Source organism: Eoetvoesiella sp., from assembly GCF_035555955.1.
Taxonomy (GTDB): Bacteria; Pseudomonadota; Gammaproteobacteria; order Burkholderiales; family Burkholderiaceae_B; genus Eoetvoesia.
Genome location: NZ_DATMGA010000021.1, coordinates 14,925 through 33,732, shown reverse-complemented (window position 1 = coordinate 33,732; position 18,808 = coordinate 14,925). Strand labels below are relative to the sequence as shown.

General features: G+C 60.4%; 15 protein-coding genes. 12 read left to right on the top strand and 3 right to left on the bottom strand.

Features of this window, described 5'->3' with window-relative positions; translation table 11 throughout:
* The first annotated feature begins 33 nt into the window (after positions 1-33).
* The 5 genes from VNT00_RS06615 (at position 34) to VNT00_RS06595 (ending at position 7,291) form a co-directional block, all read left to right on the top strand.
* Positions 34-540 carry a TRAP transporter small permease gene (locus tag VNT00_RS06615; RefSeq protein ID WP_325585726.1) on the top strand — a complete coding sequence of 169 codons (507 nt, stop codon included), beginning with the start codon at positions 34-36 and terminating at the stop codon, positions 538-540.
* Positions 537-1,829 carry a TRAP transporter large permease gene (locus tag VNT00_RS06610; protein WP_325585724.1) on the top strand — a complete coding sequence of 431 codons (1,293 nt, stop codon included), beginning with the start codon at positions 537-539 and terminating at the stop codon, positions 1,827-1,829. The genes VNT00_RS06615 and VNT00_RS06610 overlap by 4 nt, the downstream gene beginning before the upstream one ends.
* A 143-nt stretch (positions 1,830-1,972) precedes the next feature.
* Positions 1,973-3,148, top strand: a complete 1,176-nt coding sequence (locus VNT00_RS06605) for an ABC transporter substrate-binding protein (protein ID WP_325585722.1) — start codon at positions 1,973-1,975, stop codon at positions 3,146-3,148.
* A gap of 158 nt (positions 3,149-3,306) precedes the next feature.
* Complete coding sequence (locus VNT00_RS06600) at positions 3,307-4,206, top strand: DMT family transporter (protein ID WP_325585720.1); 900 nt, start codon at positions 3,307-3,309, stop codon at positions 4,204-4,206.
* Positions 4,207-4,480: 274 nt separating this feature from the next.
* Positions 4,481-7,291, top strand: coding sequence for an aconitate hydratase (locus tag VNT00_RS06595; RefSeq protein WP_325585718.1), 2,811 nt, complete (start codon positions 4,481-4,483; stop codon positions 7,289-7,291).
* A 62-nt stretch (positions 7,292-7,353) separates the two neighbouring features.
* On the opposite strand, the gene VNT00_RS06590 is transcribed toward VNT00_RS06595, so the two are convergent.
* Together VNT00_RS06590 and VNT00_RS06585 are read right to left on the bottom strand one after the other, a co-directional pair.
* Positions 7,354-8,832, bottom strand: coding sequence for an MFS transporter (locus VNT00_RS06590; protein WP_325585716.1), 1,479 nt, complete (start codon positions 8,830-8,832; stop codon positions 7,354-7,356).
* A gap of 66 nt (positions 8,833-8,898) precedes the next feature.
* On the bottom strand, positions 8,899-9,903 hold the full coding sequence (locus VNT00_RS06585; protein ID WP_325585714.1) for an AraC family transcriptional regulator: 1,005 nt from the start codon (positions 9,901-9,903) through the stop codon (positions 8,899-8,901).
* Between the two features lie 336 nt (positions 9,904-10,239).
* Between VNT00_RS06585 and VNT00_RS06580 the strand changes: the two genes are divergently transcribed.
* The 6 genes from VNT00_RS06580 to VNT00_RS06555 all read left to right on the top strand — a co-directional run bounded on the left by VNT00_RS06580 (position 10,240) and on the right by VNT00_RS06555 (position 16,747).
* Positions 10,240-11,277, top strand: coding sequence for an alcohol dehydrogenase catalytic domain-containing protein (locus VNT00_RS06580; protein ID WP_325585712.1), 1,038 nt, complete (start codon positions 10,240-10,242; stop codon positions 11,275-11,277).
* A gap of 55 nt (positions 11,278-11,332) precedes the next feature.
* Complete coding sequence (locus tag VNT00_RS06575) at positions 11,333-12,331, top strand: ABC transporter permease (RefSeq protein WP_325585710.1); 999 nt, start codon at positions 11,333-11,335, stop codon at positions 12,329-12,331.
* Between the two features lie 217 nt (positions 12,332-12,548).
* Positions 12,549-13,580 carry a substrate-binding domain-containing protein gene (locus VNT00_RS06570; RefSeq protein WP_325585708.1) on the top strand — a complete coding sequence of 344 codons (1,032 nt, stop codon included), beginning with the start codon at positions 12,549-12,551 and terminating at the stop codon, positions 13,578-13,580.
* Positions 13,565-15,133 carry a sugar ABC transporter ATP-binding protein gene (locus VNT00_RS06565; RefSeq protein ID WP_325585707.1) on the top strand — a complete coding sequence of 523 codons (1,569 nt, stop codon included), beginning with the start codon at positions 13,565-13,567 and terminating at the stop codon, positions 15,131-15,133. The genes VNT00_RS06570 and VNT00_RS06565 overlap by 16 nt, the downstream gene beginning before the upstream one ends.
* A gap of 91 nt (positions 15,134-15,224) precedes the next feature.
* The gene (locus tag VNT00_RS06560; protein ID WP_325585705.1) at positions 15,225-15,620 is read left to right on the top strand and encodes a RidA family protein; all 396 of its coding nucleotides are present in this window, start codon (positions 15,225-15,227) and stop codon (positions 15,618-15,620) included.
* 95 nt (positions 15,621-15,715) lie between these two features.
* On the top strand, positions 15,716-16,747 hold the full coding sequence (locus VNT00_RS06555; RefSeq protein ID WP_325585703.1) for an alcohol dehydrogenase catalytic domain-containing protein: 1,032 nt from the start codon (positions 15,716-15,718) through the stop codon (positions 16,745-16,747).
* Here the strand turns inward: VNT00_RS06555 and VNT00_RS06550 are convergent, their stop codons facing one another.
* Positions 16,748-17,974, bottom strand: a complete 1,227-nt coding sequence (locus tag VNT00_RS06550) for a LysR family transcriptional regulator (protein WP_325585701.1) — start codon at positions 17,972-17,974, stop codon at positions 16,748-16,750.
* Between the two features lie 144 nt (positions 17,975-18,118).
* Between VNT00_RS06550 and VNT00_RS06545 the strand changes: the two genes are divergently transcribed.
* Positions 18,119-18,793, top strand: coding sequence for a cysteine hydrolase family protein (locus tag VNT00_RS06545; RefSeq protein ID WP_325585699.1), 675 nt, complete (start codon positions 18,119-18,121; stop codon positions 18,791-18,793).
* Positions 18,794-18,808: the final 15 nt, after the last annotated feature.

Genomic DNA, 18,808 nt, shown 5'->3' with positions numbered 1-18,808 from the left:
CCCGAAGGAGGCTTGCCCGGCCCGGAACGAAGCATGGACAAGGGCGCAGCCGTTTCCATGGCGAACAAAGCGCTGGTGTTTCTGTGCGTTGTATCGCTGAGCTTCATCATGGGGCTGACGTTTTGCGATGTATTCATGCGCTATTGGTTTGCCCGGCCCATTACGGGGAGTGCGGAGATGATCAGCTTTGCCATAGCGATAGTCGTTTTTTCCTCGTTTCCGCTGGTTACGGCAACTGAACAGCATATTACGGTCAGTATTTTGCACGGCAGATTGGGCGCCAAAGGCGCCTGGGTACAGCGGCTGGTCGTTTTGCTGATCAGTCTGCTATGTTGCGCCACGATAGGCCGGCAGTTGCTGCTGAGCGGCCATATGCTGCTTCAAGACAAACAGTACACGATGGTGCTGCACTTGCCCCAGGGCTATTTAAGCTATTTCATGGGCACCCTTAGCTGCGTCGCGGCGCTAGCGGTGTTGTTTCTGCTTGTTCTGCATCTTGGGCTTTGCGCCAACCCCGGTGCAGGAAGGAGTGCAACATGACTCTCGCCTTGATTGGTTTTGCCATTGTGCTTCTGTTGGCTTTTTATGGTGTGCCGCTCGGCTTTTCCATGCTGGCCGTGGGCGTTACGCTCTTTGCGTGGATTCGCGGCTGGGAGCCCGCGCTGTTCATGATGGCGCAAACGATCTACGATCTGGCTGCCAACGACGGCCTGTCCGTCCTGCCCCTCTTCATATTGATGGGGACTTTCATCTATAAGGCGGAGATGGCCGAGGATCTCTACGACTCGGCCTATTCGTTTCTTGGCCATTTGAAAGGGGGGCTTGCCTACGCCACCATCATGGCCAGTGCCGGTTTTGCGGCTATTTCAGGCAGCTCCATCGCCACTGCCGCGACAATGACGCGGGTAGCCATGCCGCCCATGCGGCGGCGAGGCTACGCGGATACCCTGGCCAGCGGCTGCGTCAGCTCGGCGGGCACACTGGGTGCCTTGATACCACCAAGCGTGCCACTGCTGATCTATGGAATACTGACTCAGCAGGATATTGGCGCGTTATTCATCGCCGGCATCGTTCCAGGTATTTTGCTCGGCCTGATGTTCATGGTGGCTGTGCGTTGGACGGTTTTTCGGTACCCCGAGCGGGGACCCGTGGGGGATCGCTCGTCGTGGTCTGTGCGCCTACGCTTGTTGGGCAGGGTGTGGGGGGTGCTCGCCATCTTCTTGCTTGTCATGGGAGGGCTGTACGGCGGGTTTTTTACCGCGACCGAAGCGGCAAGCATCGGCGCCGGCGGATCGCTGCTGTTTGCGATCAGCCGTAAAAAGCTCAGCTTTCGAACCTACGTGGAGTCGTTGCTGGAAGCCTCGAAAATGACAGGGATGATCTTTACCATCTTGTTTGGAGGCAAGCTTTTTGCCAACTTCATCGTTTTGTCCGGGCTGACCAACACCATGGTGTCTTGGATTCAGGCCCAGCATTTCACGGGGCTGGAGGTCATCCTGGTTATCGTGCTGATCTACGTCTTGCTTGGATCCGTGATGGAAGGCCTGTCGATGATGATGTTGACGGTTCCCATCTTCGCGGCCATCGTCGAGCCGTTGGGCATCAATATGATATGGTTTGGCGTTTTCGTGGTGTTGATGATGGAAATTGGCCTTATCCATCCTCCGATGGGCATGAATATATTCATGGTCAAAACCATTATGCCCGAATTACAGCTAAGGACCATTTTCGTCGGGTCGCTTCCCTTCCTGGCCACCGCCGTGGTGACGTTGATGATACTTATCCTGTTCCCTGGTGTGGCGCTGCTGCTTGTCCCGAAGCTGGGATAGGGGGTAAATTCGCCTTCATCAAATTAATTGATAATTATTATCAGTCATGATGTATCGACTGATAATTCTCCCCTTCCTATACTTCTCCTGATAAACATACGCGCGCTTGACGTTGCGATTCATAAAACGATAGGAGACGCGACATGAAGTTTTTCACGAAACTGGGCGTTGCCGCAGCATTGTCTGCCGCGGCGGCATTTTCCCATGCGCAGGAGCCGGTCAAGATCGGCTTCATCACCACGTTGTCCACGCCCGCCGGCTATATCGGCGAAGACGAGCGCGACGGCTTCATGCTGGCGGTCAAGCAGGGCGGCGGCAAGCTGGGCGGCGTTCCGGTGGACATGGTCATCGAGGACGACGGCCTGAAGCCCGGCTCGGGCAAGCAGTCGGCCGAAAAAATGCTGCAGGCCGGCGTGCACCTGTTCACGGGCATCAACTTTTCGAATGTGATGGTGGCGGTGGCGCCGACAGTGCTCAAGGGGGGCGGTTTCTATATCAGCCTGAATGCGGGCGCTTCCAATTTCGCCGGCAAGGCCTGCAACCCCAATTTCTTCTCGGTGGCATTGCAAAACGACTCGTACAGCGATACCTCGGCCATGGCGGCCAACCAGCTGGGGCTCAAGAAAATGGTGCTCATTGCGCCGGCCTACCAGGCGGGCCGCGATGCCATGCATGGTTTCAAGAGCGCCTACAAGGGCGAAATCCTGGCCGAAATCTACACCAAGCTGGATCAGTCCGACTTTTCGGTCGAACTGGCGCGCATCCGCTCGCTGCATCCCGACGGCATTTTCGATTTCCTGCCCGGCGGCGCCGGCATCAATTTTGCCAAGCAGCTTGCCAACTCGGGCTTGAACAAGACCATCAAGATGGTTACCCCGCTGTACTCCATGGACGACCGCATGCTGGCCGCCTCGGGCGATGCCGGCGAGGGCTATTACCTGAGCACGCCTTGGACGGCTTCGCAGGACAATGCCGCCAGCAAGCAGTTCGTGGCTGCGTTCGAAAAGGCCTACAACCGTCGTCCCACGGTGTACGCGGCCACGTCCTACGACACGGCGCGCCTGATCGGCTCGGCGCTCAAGGCCGTCAATGGCGACCTCAAGGGCAAGCCCGACCAGTTCCGTGCGGCGCTGCGCAAGGCCGACTTCGAAAGCGTGCGCGGCAAATTCAGGTTCGGCCCCAATCAATACCCCGTGCAGAACTGGTATCTGGTGCGCGTGGCCCGCAACGCTCAGGGCAAGCTGGACTACGAGCCCGTGAACGTCATTGTCAAGGATCACTCCGATCCTTATGCTTCGCTGTGCAAAATGGATAAATAATTCCAGGACTGTGCTCTGTTGCCGGCGACTTGTCGGCAACGGGCGTATCGGCGGCGCCGGGCGTGGCTTTCCGCCTCCGAGCCGGCAATCCCCTTTTGTCGATGTCATTTGCGGGCCTTCCGTTATGATTGGAAGGCTGCGTTTAACGATGGGGATGAATGGTGGTGTATAAGGCGTACGCCCTGCTGGCATGGGCAACATTTTTCTGGGCAGGCAATTCAATCGCCGGGAAACTGGCTGTGGGTCATGCTTCGCCCATGGTGGTCGTCACGATGCGCTGGGCGGCGGTAATGGTGGCGTTGTACGTTTTCAGCAGAAAACAGATTGCCGCGGACTGGCCGGCGATCCGGCCGCGGCTGGGGTATTTGCTGCTGCTTGGGCTGCTTGGTTTTACGGGGTTCAGCGTTGCGCTTTACTACGCGCTGGTCTTCACCACGGCAATCAATAGCGCCATTTTGCAGGGCGGCATGCCGCTTTTCATATTTTGCGCCAGCTTTGTTCTGTTCGGCAGCCGCATCAGCCTGATGCAGGCGGTGGGGTTCGTGATCTCCTTCATCGGCGTGGTCGCCATTGCGGCACGGGGCGACTTCGGCAACCTGGCCGCCTTCGACATCAACCTTGGCGACGCGCTGATGCTGGCAGCGATTATTTCCTACGGTGTTTACACGGCGGCGCTGCGCAGCAAACCCGCGATGCACTGGGTCAGCCTGATGTTCATTCTGTGCGTGGGGGCGACGCTGTCCGCCTTGCCCATGCTGGCCTTTGAAATGGCGCAAGGGGCCACCATTGTTCCAGACCTGCAAGGCTGGATGGCGATTGTGTATATCGTCATCTTTCCCAGCCTGTTGGGCCAGGTTTTCTACATTCGAGCGGTGGAATTGATTGGATCGAACCGGGCCGGCCTGTTCGTCAACCTGCTGCCCATTTGGGGGGCGTTATTGGCCGTCACCCTGCTGGGCGAGGAATTTCACCTGTATCACGCCGTTGCCCTGGCGCTGATTCTGGCCGGGATCGGTCTTGCCGAGTACAGCGGGCGAAAGTTAAGCAAGCGGCAGTGACCGCTTAAAAAGCCTGATCCCATGCCCGCCCTTGAGGGGTTCGCCATTTTGGCGCTCAGGCCGCCGGTTTGTCGATGGGGCCGTAAGTTGAACCCGCCGAAAGCCGCACGGAGCGCGGCTTTCGGGCCATTTTCCGGTGTCCGTGCGTCATACCGCCTGTATGCTAAGATGAAAATCGCGCTTGAGCTGCTGCATCGCGCGCAGCGCAAGGCCGGGCGATTGAGATGAACCGATCTCAATAGTGGTGGTTAATCGTTAAAGGAGGTCTGTGGCGATGGACAGCACTGACACTTTCAACGCTAAAGGCATATTGAGCGTTGCGGGGAAAAACTACGAAATATACCGGCTCAAGGCCATTGCCGATGCCGGGTATCCGGTTTCCAGTCTGCCCTACAGCCTGAAGATCCTGCTCGAAAACCTGCTGCGCACGGAAAACGGCGCTGACATCACCGCGCAGGACATCAAGGCCCTGGCGGGCTGGGACCCCGACGCCGAATCCAAAAAGGAAATTGCGTTTACTCCCGCCCGCGTGCTGTTGCAGGACTTCACGGGCGTGCCCGCCGTGGTCGATCTGGCCGCCATGCGCGATGCCATGACCGTCCTAGGGGGCGATCCGGACCGGATCAACCCGCTCTCGCCCGTCGAGCTTGTCATCGACCACTCCGTCATTGTCGATACCTTCGGCAGCAGAAATGCGTTCGAGCAGAATGTCCAGCTGGAATACCAGCGCAATGTCGAGCGCTACCAGTTCCTGCGCTGGGGCCAGAATGCCTTCAACGATTTCAAGGTCGTTCCGCCGGATACGGGCATTGTGCACCAGGTCAACCTGGAGCATCTGTCGCGCGTGGTCTTCACGCGGGAAAACAACGGTGTCATAAGCGCCTACCCTGACTCTTGCGTGGGCACCGATTCGCACACGCCCATGGTCAATGGCCTGGGCGTGGTGGCCTGGGGCGTGGGCGGCATCGAGGCCGAGGCCGCCATGCTGGGCCAGCCTATTTCCATGCTCATTCCGAAGGTGGTGGGGTTCAAGCTTACCGGGGCGCTGCCCGAAGGCAGCACGGCCACCGACCTGGTGCTTACCATTACCGAAATGCTGCGCAAGCATCGGGTCGTGGGCAAGTTCGTGGAGTTTTACGGGCCGGGCGTGGCGGCTGTGCCCTTGGCCAATCGGGCCACCATCGGCAATATGAGCCCGGAATACGGCTCCACGATTTCCATATTCCCCATAGATCAAATAACCCTTCAGTACCTGGAGCTCACAGGCCGTTCGCCGGAACAGATTGCCCTGGTCGAGGCTTATGCGAAAGAGCAGGGCTTGTGGCACGATCCCGCTGTCGAGCCGCGCTACTCCGAACGGCTCGAACTGGATCTGTCTTCCGTCGTACCCTCCATTGCGGGGCCCAAGCGCCCGCAAGACCGCATTTCGCTGGCCGATGCCAAGCGGGCATTCCGCGCCGCACTGCCCGAGCTCGTCGGCGATGCGCCCCAGGCCTTGACCGGGTACGACAATGCGGTGGCCGGCACCTTCCCGGCATCGGATCCCCCCTCGCCTGAACAGCCCGAAGCCTATTCCGCCGCGCCGGCGGGGCAGGCCGACGCCAAGGGCGGCGGTCCTCGCGCGTCGAATCCCGCTTCGATCACTTTGGGCGACGGGGTGTCTTGCACCATCGACCATGGCTCGGTCGCTATCGCGGCCATCACCTCCTGCACCAACACCTCGAATCCCGCCGTCATGGTGGCGGCGGCGCTGTTGGCGAAAAACGCGGTGGAAAAGGGCCTGAAGCGCAAACCCTGGGTAAAGACCAGCCTGGCTCCAGGGTCCCGCGTCGTGACCGACTACTACGACAAGGCGGGGCTCATGCCGTATCTCGAAGCCCTGGGCTTCAACCTCGTCGGCTATGGCTGCACCACCTGTATCGGCAACTCGGGCCCGCTGATCCCCGAAGTCAGCCAGGCGGTGAACGCCAACGACCTGGCCGTCGTGTCGGTCTTGTCGGGCAATCGCAACTTCGAAGGCCGCATCCACGCCGAAGTAAAAATGAACTACCTGATGTCGCCGCCGCTGGTGGTGGCCTATGCCCTGGCGGGCACCATGGACTTCGATTGGGCCCAGGATTCCCTGGGCCGCGATCCGCAAGGCAAGGACATCTACCTCAAGGACATCTGGCCAAGCACCGCCGAAGTGGCGGCGGTGGTCGAATCGTCGATCGCATCGGGGATGTACAAAGACGGCTATGCCGACGTGTTCGCCGGCGGCGAGCGTTGGCGCGGCCTGTCCGCTCCGCAAGGGCGGGTGTTCGAATGGGACGATGCCTCGACCTATGTGCGCAAGCCCCCTTATTTCCTGGACATGCCGCGCAACCCGTCGCCGGTGGGCGATATTCTTGGGGCCCGCGCGCTGGCCAAGCTGGGCGATTCAGTCACCACCGACCACATCAGCCCCGCCGGAACCATCGCTCGCAACTCCCCGGCCGCGCAATACCTTGCCGCGCTTGGCGTCGATCCCAAGGATTTCAATTCCTACGGTTCGCGCCGTGGCAACCACGAAGTGATGATACGAGGCACCTTCGCCAACGTGCGCCTGCGCAACCAACTGGCGCCAGGCACCGAAGGGGGCTACACGCGCGACTTCACCCAGGCCGGTGCGCCGGTGGCGACAATCTTCGACGCTTCCCGCAACTATCTGGCCGCGGGCACGCCGCTGGTGGTGCTGGCCGGCAAAGAGTACGGTTCGGGCTCGTCGCGCGATTGGGCGGCCAAGGGTACGCTGCTGCTGGGCGTTCGCGCGGTCATCGCCGAATCGTTCGAGCGCATCCACCGTTCCAATCTGCTTGGCATGGGGGTGCTGCCTCTGCAGTACCTGGACGGGCAGAATGCCGAGACTCTTGGCCTGACCGGAGAGGAAGAGTTCAATATCACCGGCGTTACGCGGCTCAATGATTCGGATCAGGTGGAAAAGGTCAAGGTCAGCGCGGGCGATGTGCAGTTCGAGGCACTGGTGCGCATCGATACTCCCAGCGAGGCCGCCTACTATCGCCATGGCGGCATCATGCAGTACGTGCTGCGCGATTTGCTCGACTAGCGAAGCGTGCGCCTGGCGGTTGGGCCGGGCCGCCGGGAATAGCCCTGGGCAGTCCCGCTGCCTTATCGGCGGTCGCGCAAGTCCTTGATGGCCACCAGCAGGGCCAGCACCACCACCAGGGCAACCACGCCGAAGCCGACCATGACGGCAATGGCCCACGACGACCAGGCCTTGAGCGCGGCAAAGGCGGCCGCCGTGATCATTGCGATGCCTATCGAGGTGCCGATGCGCTGCCCCGTCTGCATGATGGCCCCCGAGCTTCCCGCGTAGTCCAGCGGCACGTCCGCCAGCGTCAGCGCCTGGTTCGGGCTGATGACCGAGCCTTGCGCCAGGCCGATGAACGACAGCGAGAGCACCAGCCACCAAATGCTGGCCATGTCTTTTTCGTGCAAATACGCAACCAGTATGCTCGATGCCAGGCCCAGCAGCGCCAGCAAAATCCCATAGATAACGATTTTGCGGCCGTAGTGCATGACCCGCTTGCCCGCCCAATCGGCGGCATAGGCCGAAACCAGCGCTGCCGGCACGCCAAGCAGTCCGGCTTCGAATGCCGTCTGGCCGGCGCCCATCTGGGCGTAAAGCGCCACCAGCACCCAGACGCTGGTCATGCCCAGAAAGTACAGTGTCATGATCAGGGTTCCGTTGGTGAAACTCGAAATGGAGAAAATATCCAGATCGACCATGGGGCTGCCGCCCCGGCGCGCGTAATGGCGTTCCCACTTGACCCATCCATAGGCCAGCACCAGGCCTGCGGGGAACCATAGCCATGTCAGGGGGGAGTCGTGGGCTTCCATGAAGGGCAGCAGGACGGCCAGCACCGCCAGTCCAAGCAGGCCCGCGCCGACCGGATCCAGCGAGCGCAGAAGGCCGCCAGTCAGGCCCGGCGGAGCGGTTTCAGGGCTTGCCGCGCGGGCGAAGAGAGGGCGGGGAAACCAGAGCAGGCCCAGGACGATGGTGATGATGCCGACGGGGACGTTGACCAGAAAGGTCAGCCTCCAGCCTAGGTCGGGCCCGCCCAGATGGATGAGCAGCCCTCCCAGCACCGGCCCGATGGCAACCGAAAAGCCCACGACGGTGCCCAGGTAGCCGAACGCCCGGCCGCGTTCGGCGCCACGAAAGTATTGCTGGATCATGCCGATGCCCTGCGGGCTCAGCAGCCCCGAGCCCAGCCCTTGCAGGAAGCGCGCGGCGTTGAGCCAGGTGGCGTCCGGAGCCAGACCGGCCGCCACCGACGAGATGGTGAACAGGCCCGTGCCGATAAGGAAAAGCCCACCGCGCCCCATGATGTCGCCCGCGCGCCCCGCGCTGACCAGGACGACGCCAAACGTCAGCGCGTAGCCCGAAAGCACCCATTGAATGTCGGACTGCGAAGCATGGAGCGCATTTTGTATGGAAGGAAGGGTGACGTTGACGATGCTCACGCACACCAGCGACATGAACAGCGCAATCAATAATACGGCCAGAATCCGCCAGCGCGAGGAGTCCGGCTTGAAGCGAGGCTGCTTTTTTGAAGGGGGCGCGGATACTGCGCGTCGATTCATCGATTAGGTTTCCTGCACAGGATGCTTGTAGGCAATCCGGCATTATGCCTGACACGAGACCGGGGCTTAAAACCTCTTGCGGCGCAGGGTTTCCCGTGGAAGCTCGCCGAAGCGCCTGCGGTAGCTGGCCGAAAAATTCCCCAGGCTGGAGATGCCGTATTTCGATACGACCTCCGAAACCGATATGGCCCCGGCGTCGCCCTGCTTGAGTTCTTCGTTTATCTTGTCCAGCTTGACGTTCTTGACGTAGGCCATCGGCGTGCAATGCAGGTAGGTCTGGAAGCCGGCGTAGATGGACCTTACGCTGACGCAGGCTTCCCTGGCGATGTCTTCCGGCGTCAGCGTGCTCTGTGCGTTTTCCAGTATGTAGGCCTGCGCCTTCTTGACGTGGTGGGGCTTGGGCGCCGCGGTTTCGCTGAGCAGTTCGTCGCGGTAGTTGTGTTCCAGGTTGATGAGCATGGTGCTCATCAAGAGTGACTCGGCCTGGGCCTGGACGAGGGGATTCCGCAGGCTGGACGAGGGCAGATTGAGCTGCCGCGTCATGTGTGACATCAGCCTCACCAGCTCCTGGCTGCCGTGTTGATCAAGATCGACCCTGGGCGAGAACTCCAGCGGCCTGTCCAGGCGCCGCTGCAGAAGTTGTTCCAGGAACTGCTCGAGCCCGCTGCGTTCTACCGCCAGCACCACATTGTCGCAGTACTTCGACATCCTGAGTTCCAGGTCGAGCGTGGGTGAAACCACGTACGCGATGCCGGGAGAAACCTGGATGACGGAGCTGCCTACCCGCACTTCTTGCTTATTGGCGTGGATGGGAACCTGGAAGAGAAAAAGGGTTTCAAGCTTTCCCGGATAGACGTGGACGTCCGCGCCGTGGTGGATGTACATGAACGACAACCGGCCGAACGCAGTGCGGCCGACTTTTACGCTCAGCGACTGCTTGCGGTCGAGCAGGGTCAGGGCGTGCGGCTTGATAGCCTGACCGATGTACTGCTTTGTTTCATCCAGATCGCTCGAGATGAAGTTGTCGTGATAGCTTTTTGCGCGGCGCAGGCGTGTAGTTTCGGAATACATGCAACCCATCTCAAATTCGTGTCACGTCGTATTGCGTCCAATTGATGCAACTGTACATATGCTAATACGCGCGGCTTGTCTGTTTGTTGAGGGTTTCTACCTAGACGGGAGACGAGGAAAGGACGCTGTTCGTCCAGAGAATGCAGGCGACATCCGCCGCGTGCAGATATTTCATCGCGTGCCGGTCGCTGCGAGGATAGCTGCACTATGCTCGACCTCATGTTTTCCGGTGCTTCCAGATAGCCGCCGTCGCGTGCTGTGAAGCGGAGGGCGCCGGAAAAGGCTTTGGCCGTCCGTGGAGGGGACTCCAGGGGCTGGGCTGGAATCCCGTACCTGTTGGAGGTTTTGATGAGGGCTGCCCTGATAAGAAAGCATGGCGATCCCAGTGTTCTGCAACTGGAAGAGATTGCGGTTCCAAAACCGGGCAAAGGCGAGCTATTGATAAAAATGCTTTCCACCTCGGTGAATCATCGTGATGTATGGATACGCAAAGGGCATCCGCACCCGGCTTATCACGTGGACTTGCCGACTGTGCTGGGCGTGGATGTCTGCGGCGTGATTGAAGAGGCGGGTGAAGGTGTCGATCCTGCTTTCAGGCCGGGAGACCGCGTAATCGCCAACCCCTATATCCCTTGTGGGAAATGTGATCGTTGCCGGCGCGGCGAATTTCAATATTGTCCGAATTTCACCGTTTATAACGGCAGTTACGCCGAATATGCGGTTATTTCCGCAAATAATGCCGTCAAGATTTCGAAGGAGGTTCCTGTTGCGCATGCCGCTGCGTTCCCCAACAGCTACATCACCGCCTGGCAGATGCTGGTCGGAAAGGTAGGCGTGGGCCCTGCGGATACGGTCTTCGTGTGGGCTGGAACCAGCGGCTTGGGCAGCGCCGCCATCGAAATTGCGAAATTGGCGGGGGCCAGGGTCATTGCCAGCGCGGGAACCGAAGAAAAACTCGAAATGCTGAAGGCATACGCCCCCGATTTGATCGTCGACCACTACAAGCCCGACATGGTGAAACGGGTCATGGACTTCACCGAGGGCAAGGGGGCATCCATTGTGTTCGAGCACGTGGGCAAGGCGAGCTGGCAACGAACGCTGGAGCTATGCGCTTTCGGCGGTTCGATCGTGACGGCCGGCGCGACGAGCGGCGACGAGGTCGCCATGGACATTACTTATGCATTTGTGAAGCAGATCAGGATCTTCGGTTCGAGGCTGGGCACGATGAAAGACCTTTCGGACAGTGTCAGGCACTTGAATTCGGGCTATTTCAAGCCTTTGATCGGGCGGGCCTTGCCGCTTGAAGACATCGTGCAGGCTCACGAGTTGATGGAGGCGGGAAAAATAATCGGCAAGATAACCCTGGAATATTGAGAGTAAAGAATACCGGGGGCGAAGCACGGCATTACCCCAAAGGAACGAGGCAGCGGTGAGCACAAATACATCTGAATCCCTGGCAACGACGGACTCCAAGCGCCAACGGGCGCGTACCGCGCCTTCCATACAGCGCTACGCCCTGTTGATCGCGCTTGTTGCCGTCATCGCCGTTTTCTCGGCCTTGCGGCCAACGACGTTCTTCACGATAGGCAACTTGACGACCATACTCAGTACGCAGGCCGCTCTCGTGATTCTGGCCATCGGAGTCACGATCGCCCTGCTTGTCGGCGAGTTCGACTTGTCCGTGGCGTCGGTCATGGGGATGTCGGCAAGCGCGGTTGCCTACTTTACGACGAATGCCGGCATGGATCCCGTTGCGGCATGCTTGGTTGCCCTGGTGCTGGCCGTGATCGTAGGCGCCGTCAATGCCTTGTTCGTGGTGCAACTGGGGATCAATTCGTTCATCGTCACCCTCGGTATGGGCACGTTGGTAACGGGGCTTGCGGTTGGAGCGTTCGGCTCGATGACGATAGGCGGTCTTCCGGATGGCTTCACGGCTGTTTTCCAGACGCAGCTGCATGGCGTGCAGTTGTCGTTCATCTACATGATCGTCATTGGAATGTGTTTTTACATTGCGTTGAGCTTCATGCCGGTGGGCCGCAGCATGTTCTTCACCGGCAACGCCCGCAAGGCGGCCATGCTGGCGGGCATACGCACGAACCTGATACGAACGGTGTCGCTGATCCTTGCCTCCGTGTTGTCGGCGCTGGCGGGAATCGTTCTTAGCGGCCAGACGGCCGCGGCGTCGCCGACGATCGCCAACGCTTTTCTCCTGCCGGCCTATGCGGCGGTGTTTCTTGGGTCGACGGCCTTTACGCCTGGGCGCTTCAACGTCTGGGGCACGATATGGGCCGTTTATTTTCTTGCTGTTGGCACGACGGGTCTGCAGTTTCTCGGTCTGCAGAGCTGGGTGGTGAATGTATTTGAAGGCGCGGTGCTGATTCTTGCCGTGGCCTTTGCCGAGATATTCGCGCGAAGTTCCCGCCATTGAGTACGCCGCCTATCGCATATCCGCAGAGCGAGTATATGCGCGGCTTTGAATAAGGAGTGAGATCGTGATAATGCCCGGAAAAAGAAAGGCCGTTGTAAGCACTGTGGCCGCCGCGTTTTTGTGTGCCGGGGTGTTTGCCCTTGGCAGCGCATCCGCAGCGCCCGCCGCTTCGGGGGCCGCGCCCGCGCCGGCGGCGGCGTCCGATGTTGTCGCGCAAATGCGGCAATTGATTGAAGAACACTCGGCCAGGCCCAAGTTCACCCCGCCCGGCCCTCCCCTGGACATCTCCTCGCTGAAGGGCAAGACCATTGCCATTCAAGTTGTCGATGCCCGCATCGGCGCCATCATCGGCGTCGCCGAGGCGGTTAAAGAGGCAGCCGCCAGGGCGGGCTTGAAAACGACGGTATTCGATGCCAAGAGCTCGCCCGTCAGGATGCAGCAAGGGTTTCAGGAAGCCATCAACAACGGGGCGAACGCCATCGTGAACGATGGGGACGTCGTCAAGATCATTGCCAACCAGATCAAGGCGGCCAGGGATAAGGGCATTCCCACCGTCGAAGCCATCAACTCGCCGCCTGTCGTTGGCGTGCCCGGCCAGGGCTCGGATCCGAACACCTATGGCAACGTGGCGCCGGACTCGTACCTTACAGGGCAGTTGTCGGCGGCGGCCGCGATCGTCAATACCAACGGACATGCCCATGTCGTGATCATGAATACGTCCGAGGTCAGCGCATCGCCGACCATTGTCAAAGGCATGAAGGACACCCTGGCCAAATGCGCCACCTGCTCGATCGTGCAAATCACCGATACGCCGCTGGCAGAGTGGTCGACGGCCATCACCGGGCTGACCACGACAATCGTGCGCAGCCACCCCGAGGTCAACTATCTTCTGCCGATTTACAGCGATATGGGAATTTTCGCGGCGGCCGGGGTTCAGCAGGCCGGCGCGACGGGAAGAGTGCATATCGCGTCGTTCAACGGCACGCCGGCCGCACAGGCGCTGGTAAAGAAGGGCGATATCTACGCGGCCAATACGGCGCAGGATAACGAGTGGATCGGCTGGGCTGTCGTGGATCAGGCCATGCGCGGCATGCTCAAGCAGGAGCCTGCGAATCCGATCTCGCCGGTGCGGTATGTGGCGACGAAGGACTTGAAGAATGTCGATACGTCGTCATCGAAAGCCTTGTCGACAGCCCTTTTTGGCGATGACTACAAGCAGGGGTTCCTGAAACTATGGGGCTTGCAGTAATGGCAGCCGGGCCCAAGCCGCTGGCGGCTTCCACTGCCGTGTTGAGCGTGCGGCAAGTGGACAAGCGGTTTGGGCACACGCATGCCCTGCAGAATGTTTCTCTCGAGGTTTTGCGGGGCGAGGTGCATGCATTGCTTGGCCATAACGGATCGGGAAAATCGACCCTGGTCAAGATTGTCAGCGGGGTGGTCAATCCGGATCGTGGATCCGTAGCCATTGACGGGCGCGATGGCAGGCCCGCCCAGGTCGGTGTGGTGCACCAGGACCTGGGCTTGTGCTTCGACGCGACGGTGCTTGAGAATTGCTGCATGTCGAAGTACCAGCCTGCCCGGTTCGGCACCATAGACTGGGCCGCGGAGCGTCGAATCGTCAAGCCTCTGCTCGAGTCGCTGGCCGCCGAGTTCGGGGCGGAGGCGCTGGTGCGCGATTTATCACCGGCAAACCAGACCATTGTGGCGATTGCCAGAGCCTTGAAGAACGCCGCGCCCCATGGTTCCCTGGATCTGCTAATTCTCGACGAAGCCACGGCAAGGCTGCGGGGCCGCGATGCCGACAAAGTATTGGCCACGGCCAGCCTGGTGGCGAAACAGGGGGGAGGCGTGCTTATCGTCACGCATCATATGCTCGAGGTCCTGCAGGCCGCCAATCGCGCCACGGTGTTGATGAATGGCCGCGTCTCCGGTGTCGTCGAGGTTGCGGGAATCACCGAGGAGAAGCTGCTGGAACTGGCCAGCGGGCGCCGGCTGGCGGCCGTCCATCAGAAAGGAAAGGTGCAGCCATTGGCGGATGCTTCCCGCCGCGATATCGTTCTTAGCGTGTCCGATATGCACGGCGACCGCTTTTCTTGCGAGCAGGAGATCACGATAAGCGCCGGCGAGATTGTCGGGCTGACCGGCGCTCCCGGTGCGGGCTATGAGGAGGTTCCGTACCTGATTGCCGGAGCATTGCGTGCAGGCAGCGCCAGGGTGACGGTGGCGGGGCGGCGGGTGCCGCGCGCGGGCACCTATGCAAGCCGTCGCCATGGTATTGGCCTGGTGCCCGCCGAGCGATTGGCGCAGGGGGTGCTGCTGCAAGCCAGTGTTCGCGAGAACCTTTCGCCCTTGGCTCGCGCACGACACACATTGGCGCGTTTGATCTCCAAGCGTCGTGAACTTGCCTGGGCGGGCGAGGTATGCCGCGACTTCCAGGTCGTCGCCGAGCACCCCGACATGCCGATCGCCACGCTAAGCGGCGGGAATCAGCAAAAAGTATTGCTGGCCCGCGTGCTCGAGGACAGCCCCAAGGTCCTGCTGTTGCATGAGCCCACCGAAGGCGTAGACGAAATGACACGGCGCGATCTTGTTGCGCTGATACGCAAAGCCGCGGCCAACGGAGCGGCCGTGCTCTACGTGTCTTCGGACATCGAGGAGGTTGCCGAGTGCTCGGATCGAGTACTGGTCGTGCGCGATGGAGCCGTTGCGGCGGAATTTCCTCGCGGGCCCGATATTGTGGACAGCCTGTATGCTGCCAGTTATCTCACTCACGAAAGCGATCAATACGATGTTCGCCCATGAATCATGCGTAGTGCCGCTAGCGGCATAAGCCGAGGTAGTTTTCAGTAGTGCCTGGATTCCAAGTATTCACCATGCCATCAAGGAGGCCTGTATGTCACGAAAATTAATCAACCCCCCCAGCTTGCATCCGGCGCCTGGCTTCAGCCACATTACCGTTGCCGAGCCGGGAACCATCGCCTACTTTGCGGGTCAGGTCGCCCTGGCGCCGGATTTTTCCATCATCGGGGGCGACGACCTGGGGGAGCAGACCAAGGCGGCCATGCGCAATATCGGGGTGGCGCTCGAGGCGGTCAACGCCACCTGGGACGACGTCGTCCGCCGCACGATCTATACCTTGCATCCCACCGAGTACGAAGTCATGACCGCGGCCATCGAGGAAATCCAGGGCAGCAAGGACCATCCGGCCCAGACGATCATCGGGGTGACCGGGCTGGCGGTTCCCGGATTGCTGATCGAAATCGAAGTGACTGTCCGGCTTCCCGCGTAAACAGCCAAGCCAGGCCAGGCCGCGCGCGGTAGCACGCCGTGGCCGGCCTGGCTGGTGATTTTTCAGATATCGAAAGGCATAGGAGCGCAATCGCAATGCGTGCAGCGAGAATCTACAAACATGGCGGCCCCGAGGTGTTTCAGGTCGAGGACGACGTTCCCATTCCAGCGTTCGGCCCCGCCGATCTTCTTATCCGGCAAACCCGCACGTCGGCCAATCATCGCGATGTCTGGATACGGAAAGGGCTTTCCGACGACACGTTCCAGATCGAGCTGCCCGCCATCCTTGGCGTCGATTTTTCCGGCGAAGTCGTTGAGGTCGGCAAGGATGTCACGCAGTTCGCGGTAGGCGACCGCATCGTGGCCAACCCGCAATTCGCCTGCGGGCACTGCCACGCCTGCCGGGGCCAGCGCCCGCAATACTGCATGAATGTGGACATCGCCAACGGTTCTTACGCGCAATACGCAAGAGTTCCCGAGGGCCAGGCGATACGCCTGGATAACTCGGTCAGCGCCGATGCGGCGGCATGCTTTGCCAACACCTATATAACCGCCTGGGAAATGCTTATCAATCGGGCCAGGCTCACGCCGGAAGACACCGTCTTCATCTGGGCCGGAACCAGCGGTGTCGGGAGCGCCGCCGTGGACATCGCGAAACTGGTCAATGCAAAAATCATTACCACGGCCGGCCAGCCGCACAAGCTCGACATACTGCGGCAAAGAACGTCGGGGCTGGTGCTGGATCATCATAAAGACGACATCGTCGCGCAAGTCATGGAGGCCACCCAAGGCGTGGGCGCCAGCGTCGTGGTGGAGCACACCGGCGCGGCCACCTGGGAGCGTTCCATGCTGCTGGCCAGCGCCGGCGCGCGGATCGTGAACGCGGGGCTGACAACCGGCCAGATCCTGAAAACCGATGCGGTCATCATGATCATCAAGCAGTTGAACATCATGGGCTACAGCCTGGGAACCATGGCGGGAGCCCGGGCGGCCGTATCCTTTTTGAACAGCGGCAGTCTTTCGCCATTGATCGGCCAAACCGTCCCGCTGTCGCGGATCGGCGATGCGCACCGGCTGCTCGATGAAGGAGGTGTGGCCGGGAAGATACTGGTGAATCTGGAAGAGTAGCTAGGCGGCGCGCATCTCCTCCGCCAGTAAATTCGCTCCCGGCGACGGGTGATCGTTTTCACGCCGCAGCATGCCAATTTGGCGCAGCGTTTCGGGCAGGGCGATGGGCAGCCGCGCGAGCATGCCCGCCGATATCTCGCGCGACAGTTGGCGCGGGGAAATGGCGGTGATCATATCGCTTTCCAGAAGCACTTCGCGGATGATGGTCAGGTCGGTGGTTTCCAGCGCGACGTCCGGCGCCGGGGCGCCCCGCGCGGCGGCCGCGCTTTCCAGCAGCGCCCGGGTGGATGTATGCCTGTGCGGCATGACCCATTGCGCTCCGGCAAGATCGTGAAAGCCAATGCGTTTTCTTAGACTCAACGGATGCCCGCTGCGGGCGACGATGGCCATTTCGTCGTCGGCCAGGGGCTCTCTGGAGAGCCCCTCCGTATATTTCGGAGGCCGCAAGGCGCCGATGATGAAGTCGATCTCGCCGCCGCGCAAAGCGGCGGCCAGCGTTTCAAAAGGCCCCTCCGTCGTGGAGACCCGCAAACCGGGGTGTTTGCGCAGCAGCCGTGTGACCGCCGTGGGTAAAAGATCGGTGCTTCCCAGGGACAAGGCGCCAACCCTTATTTCACCTTGTTCGACGCCTCGGATCGCAGCCAGTTCGTCGGCGGCGATCCTGATTTCGTTCAAAGCCAGGCGCAAGTGCCGTACGAGTGTTTCGCCGGCTGGCGTAGGGTGCATGCCGCGTACCGTTCGTTCGAACAGCCGGATTCCAACGAGCTGTTCGATATTCCTCAAGGCCAGGCTTACCGCCGGCTGTGAAATGGCCAGGACACTGGCAACAGTACCCATATGCCGTTGGCTTCTCAGTTCGACCAGGACGTTCAACTGGCGCTCGGTCATGTGCAGATCGTAGATGGGCGCATGCTTGCCGAGCCCCGTGGATGCAGTAATTTCCCGGAAGGCGGTGTCCATGTAGGCAAAAGCTCGCTCCACGCGGTTCAGCAACGCATCACCGAATTCCGTGGGCAGCATGCCATGCACCGAGCGTTCGAACAAGGGAGCCTCCAGCTCGCTTTCAAGCTGCGAAATGGCGCGTGTCACCGCCGATTGGGCCCGGCGCAGGGTTTTGCTTGCTTCCGAAACGCTGCCGCAGCGGCAAACCTGGTAGAAGGCCCGCAAATAGCGAAGAGACAGGGGAAGCCCCTCGCTGGCCGGAGGGCGGCCGGTTATCTCCAGCATAGTCGGCCTATAAGCGTTTTCGATAGTTCCACGGTCAATTTTCGTCTGTTCATCGACTGTTCGCGCACGTAAGCTGTTTTTGTCCGATTTTATTTTCAAAACATCATGGCGGTTCAAGATCGCTACCAGGGGAAGGAATAGCTGATGGCTGCTGCACAGTCTTTCAAAGTACCAGGCTATGTGGCCGAACGGGTAACCAAGAAGCGCGGTCGACTGCGTATTTTCGATCATTTCGATGCCGTTGAAAGCGCGTTGGTGGTGATCGACATGCAGAAATTCTACGTCGATGACGTGGCGCCCGCACTCGAAATCATTCCGGCCATCAACCGGCTGGCCGCGGGCTTTCGGGCCCGCGGCGGCGTGGTCGCATGGGTCAGCATGACAGTGGGGAAGGACGGCCAAAGCTTGTGGCCGCTGTATCACGACAATTTCTTTTTGCCGGAGCAGGGCGCGCGCCATCGCGACCAGCTTACGGAGGGGGCCGACGGCCACCGCCTTCATCCCGATCTGGAGGCTCAGGCCGGCGACATCTATGCCAGCAAGGCGCGGTTCAGTGCTTTTTTGCCGGGCAAGGCCGACTTGCATGAACAGCTTGTGGCGCGTGGTATCAAGAATGTCGCCATAACCGGAGTGGCAACCAATTTTTGCTGCGAAACGTCCGCCCGGGACGCCATGATGCTCGACTACCGGGTCGCGATGGTCTGGGACGCCAACGCCGCGCGTTACCCGGAAGACCACCAAATAGGCTTCACGACGGTTTTCCAAAGCTTCGGCGACGTCGTGACGGCCGATGAAATGCTGGATGAAATGCTGAAGTGAGTGCTGGCGAGGCCG

What these genes read in the sequence shown, in the direction of transcription:
- VNT00_RS06615 (WP_325585726.1), top strand. Translation starts at nt 34, where the DNA reads ATGGACAAGGGCGCAGCCGTTTCCATGGCGAACAAAGCGCTGGTGTTT.
- VNT00_RS06610 (WP_325585724.1), top strand. Translation starts at nt 537, where the DNA reads ATGACTCTCGCCTTGATTGGTTTTGCCATTGTGCTTCTGTTGGCTTTT.
- VNT00_RS06605 (WP_325585722.1), top strand. Translation starts at nt 1,973, where the DNA reads ATGAAGTTTTTCACGAAACTGGGCGTTGCCGCAGCATTGTCTGCCGCG.
- VNT00_RS06600 (WP_325585720.1), top strand. Translation starts at nt 3,307, where the DNA reads ATGGTGGTGTATAAGGCGTACGCCCTGCTGGCATGGGCAACATTTTTC.
- VNT00_RS06595 (WP_325585718.1), top strand. Translation starts at nt 4,481, where the DNA reads ATGGACAGCACTGACACTTTCAACGCTAAAGGCATATTGAGCGTTGCG.
- VNT00_RS06590 (WP_325585716.1), bottom strand. Translation starts at nt 8,832, where the DNA reads ATGAATCGACGCGCAGTATCCGCGCCCCCTTCAAAAAAGCAGCCTCGC.
- VNT00_RS06585 (WP_325585714.1), bottom strand. Translation starts at nt 9,903, where the DNA reads ATGTATTCCGAAACTACACGCCTGCGCCGCGCAAAAAGCTATCACGAC.
- VNT00_RS06570 (WP_325585708.1), top strand. Translation starts at nt 12,549, where the DNA reads ATGCGGCAATTGATTGAAGAACACTCGGCCAGGCCCAAGTTCACCCCG.
- VNT00_RS06565 (WP_325585707.1), top strand. Translation starts at nt 13,565, where the DNA reads ATGGGGCTTGCAGTAATGGCAGCCGGGCCCAAGCCGCTGGCGGCTTCC.
- VNT00_RS06560 (WP_325585705.1), top strand. Translation starts at nt 15,225, where the DNA reads ATGTCACGAAAATTAATCAACCCCCCCAGCTTGCATCCGGCGCCTGGC.
- VNT00_RS06555 (WP_325585703.1), top strand. Translation starts at nt 15,716, where the DNA reads ATGCGTGCAGCGAGAATCTACAAACATGGCGGCCCCGAGGTGTTTCAG.
- VNT00_RS06550 (WP_325585701.1), bottom strand. Translation starts at nt 17,974, where the DNA reads ATGCTGGAGATAACCGGCCGCCCTCCGGCCAGCGAGGGGCTTCCCCTG.
- VNT00_RS06545 (WP_325585699.1), top strand. Translation starts at nt 18,119, where the DNA reads ATGGCTGCTGCACAGTCTTTCAAAGTACCAGGCTATGTGGCCGAACGG.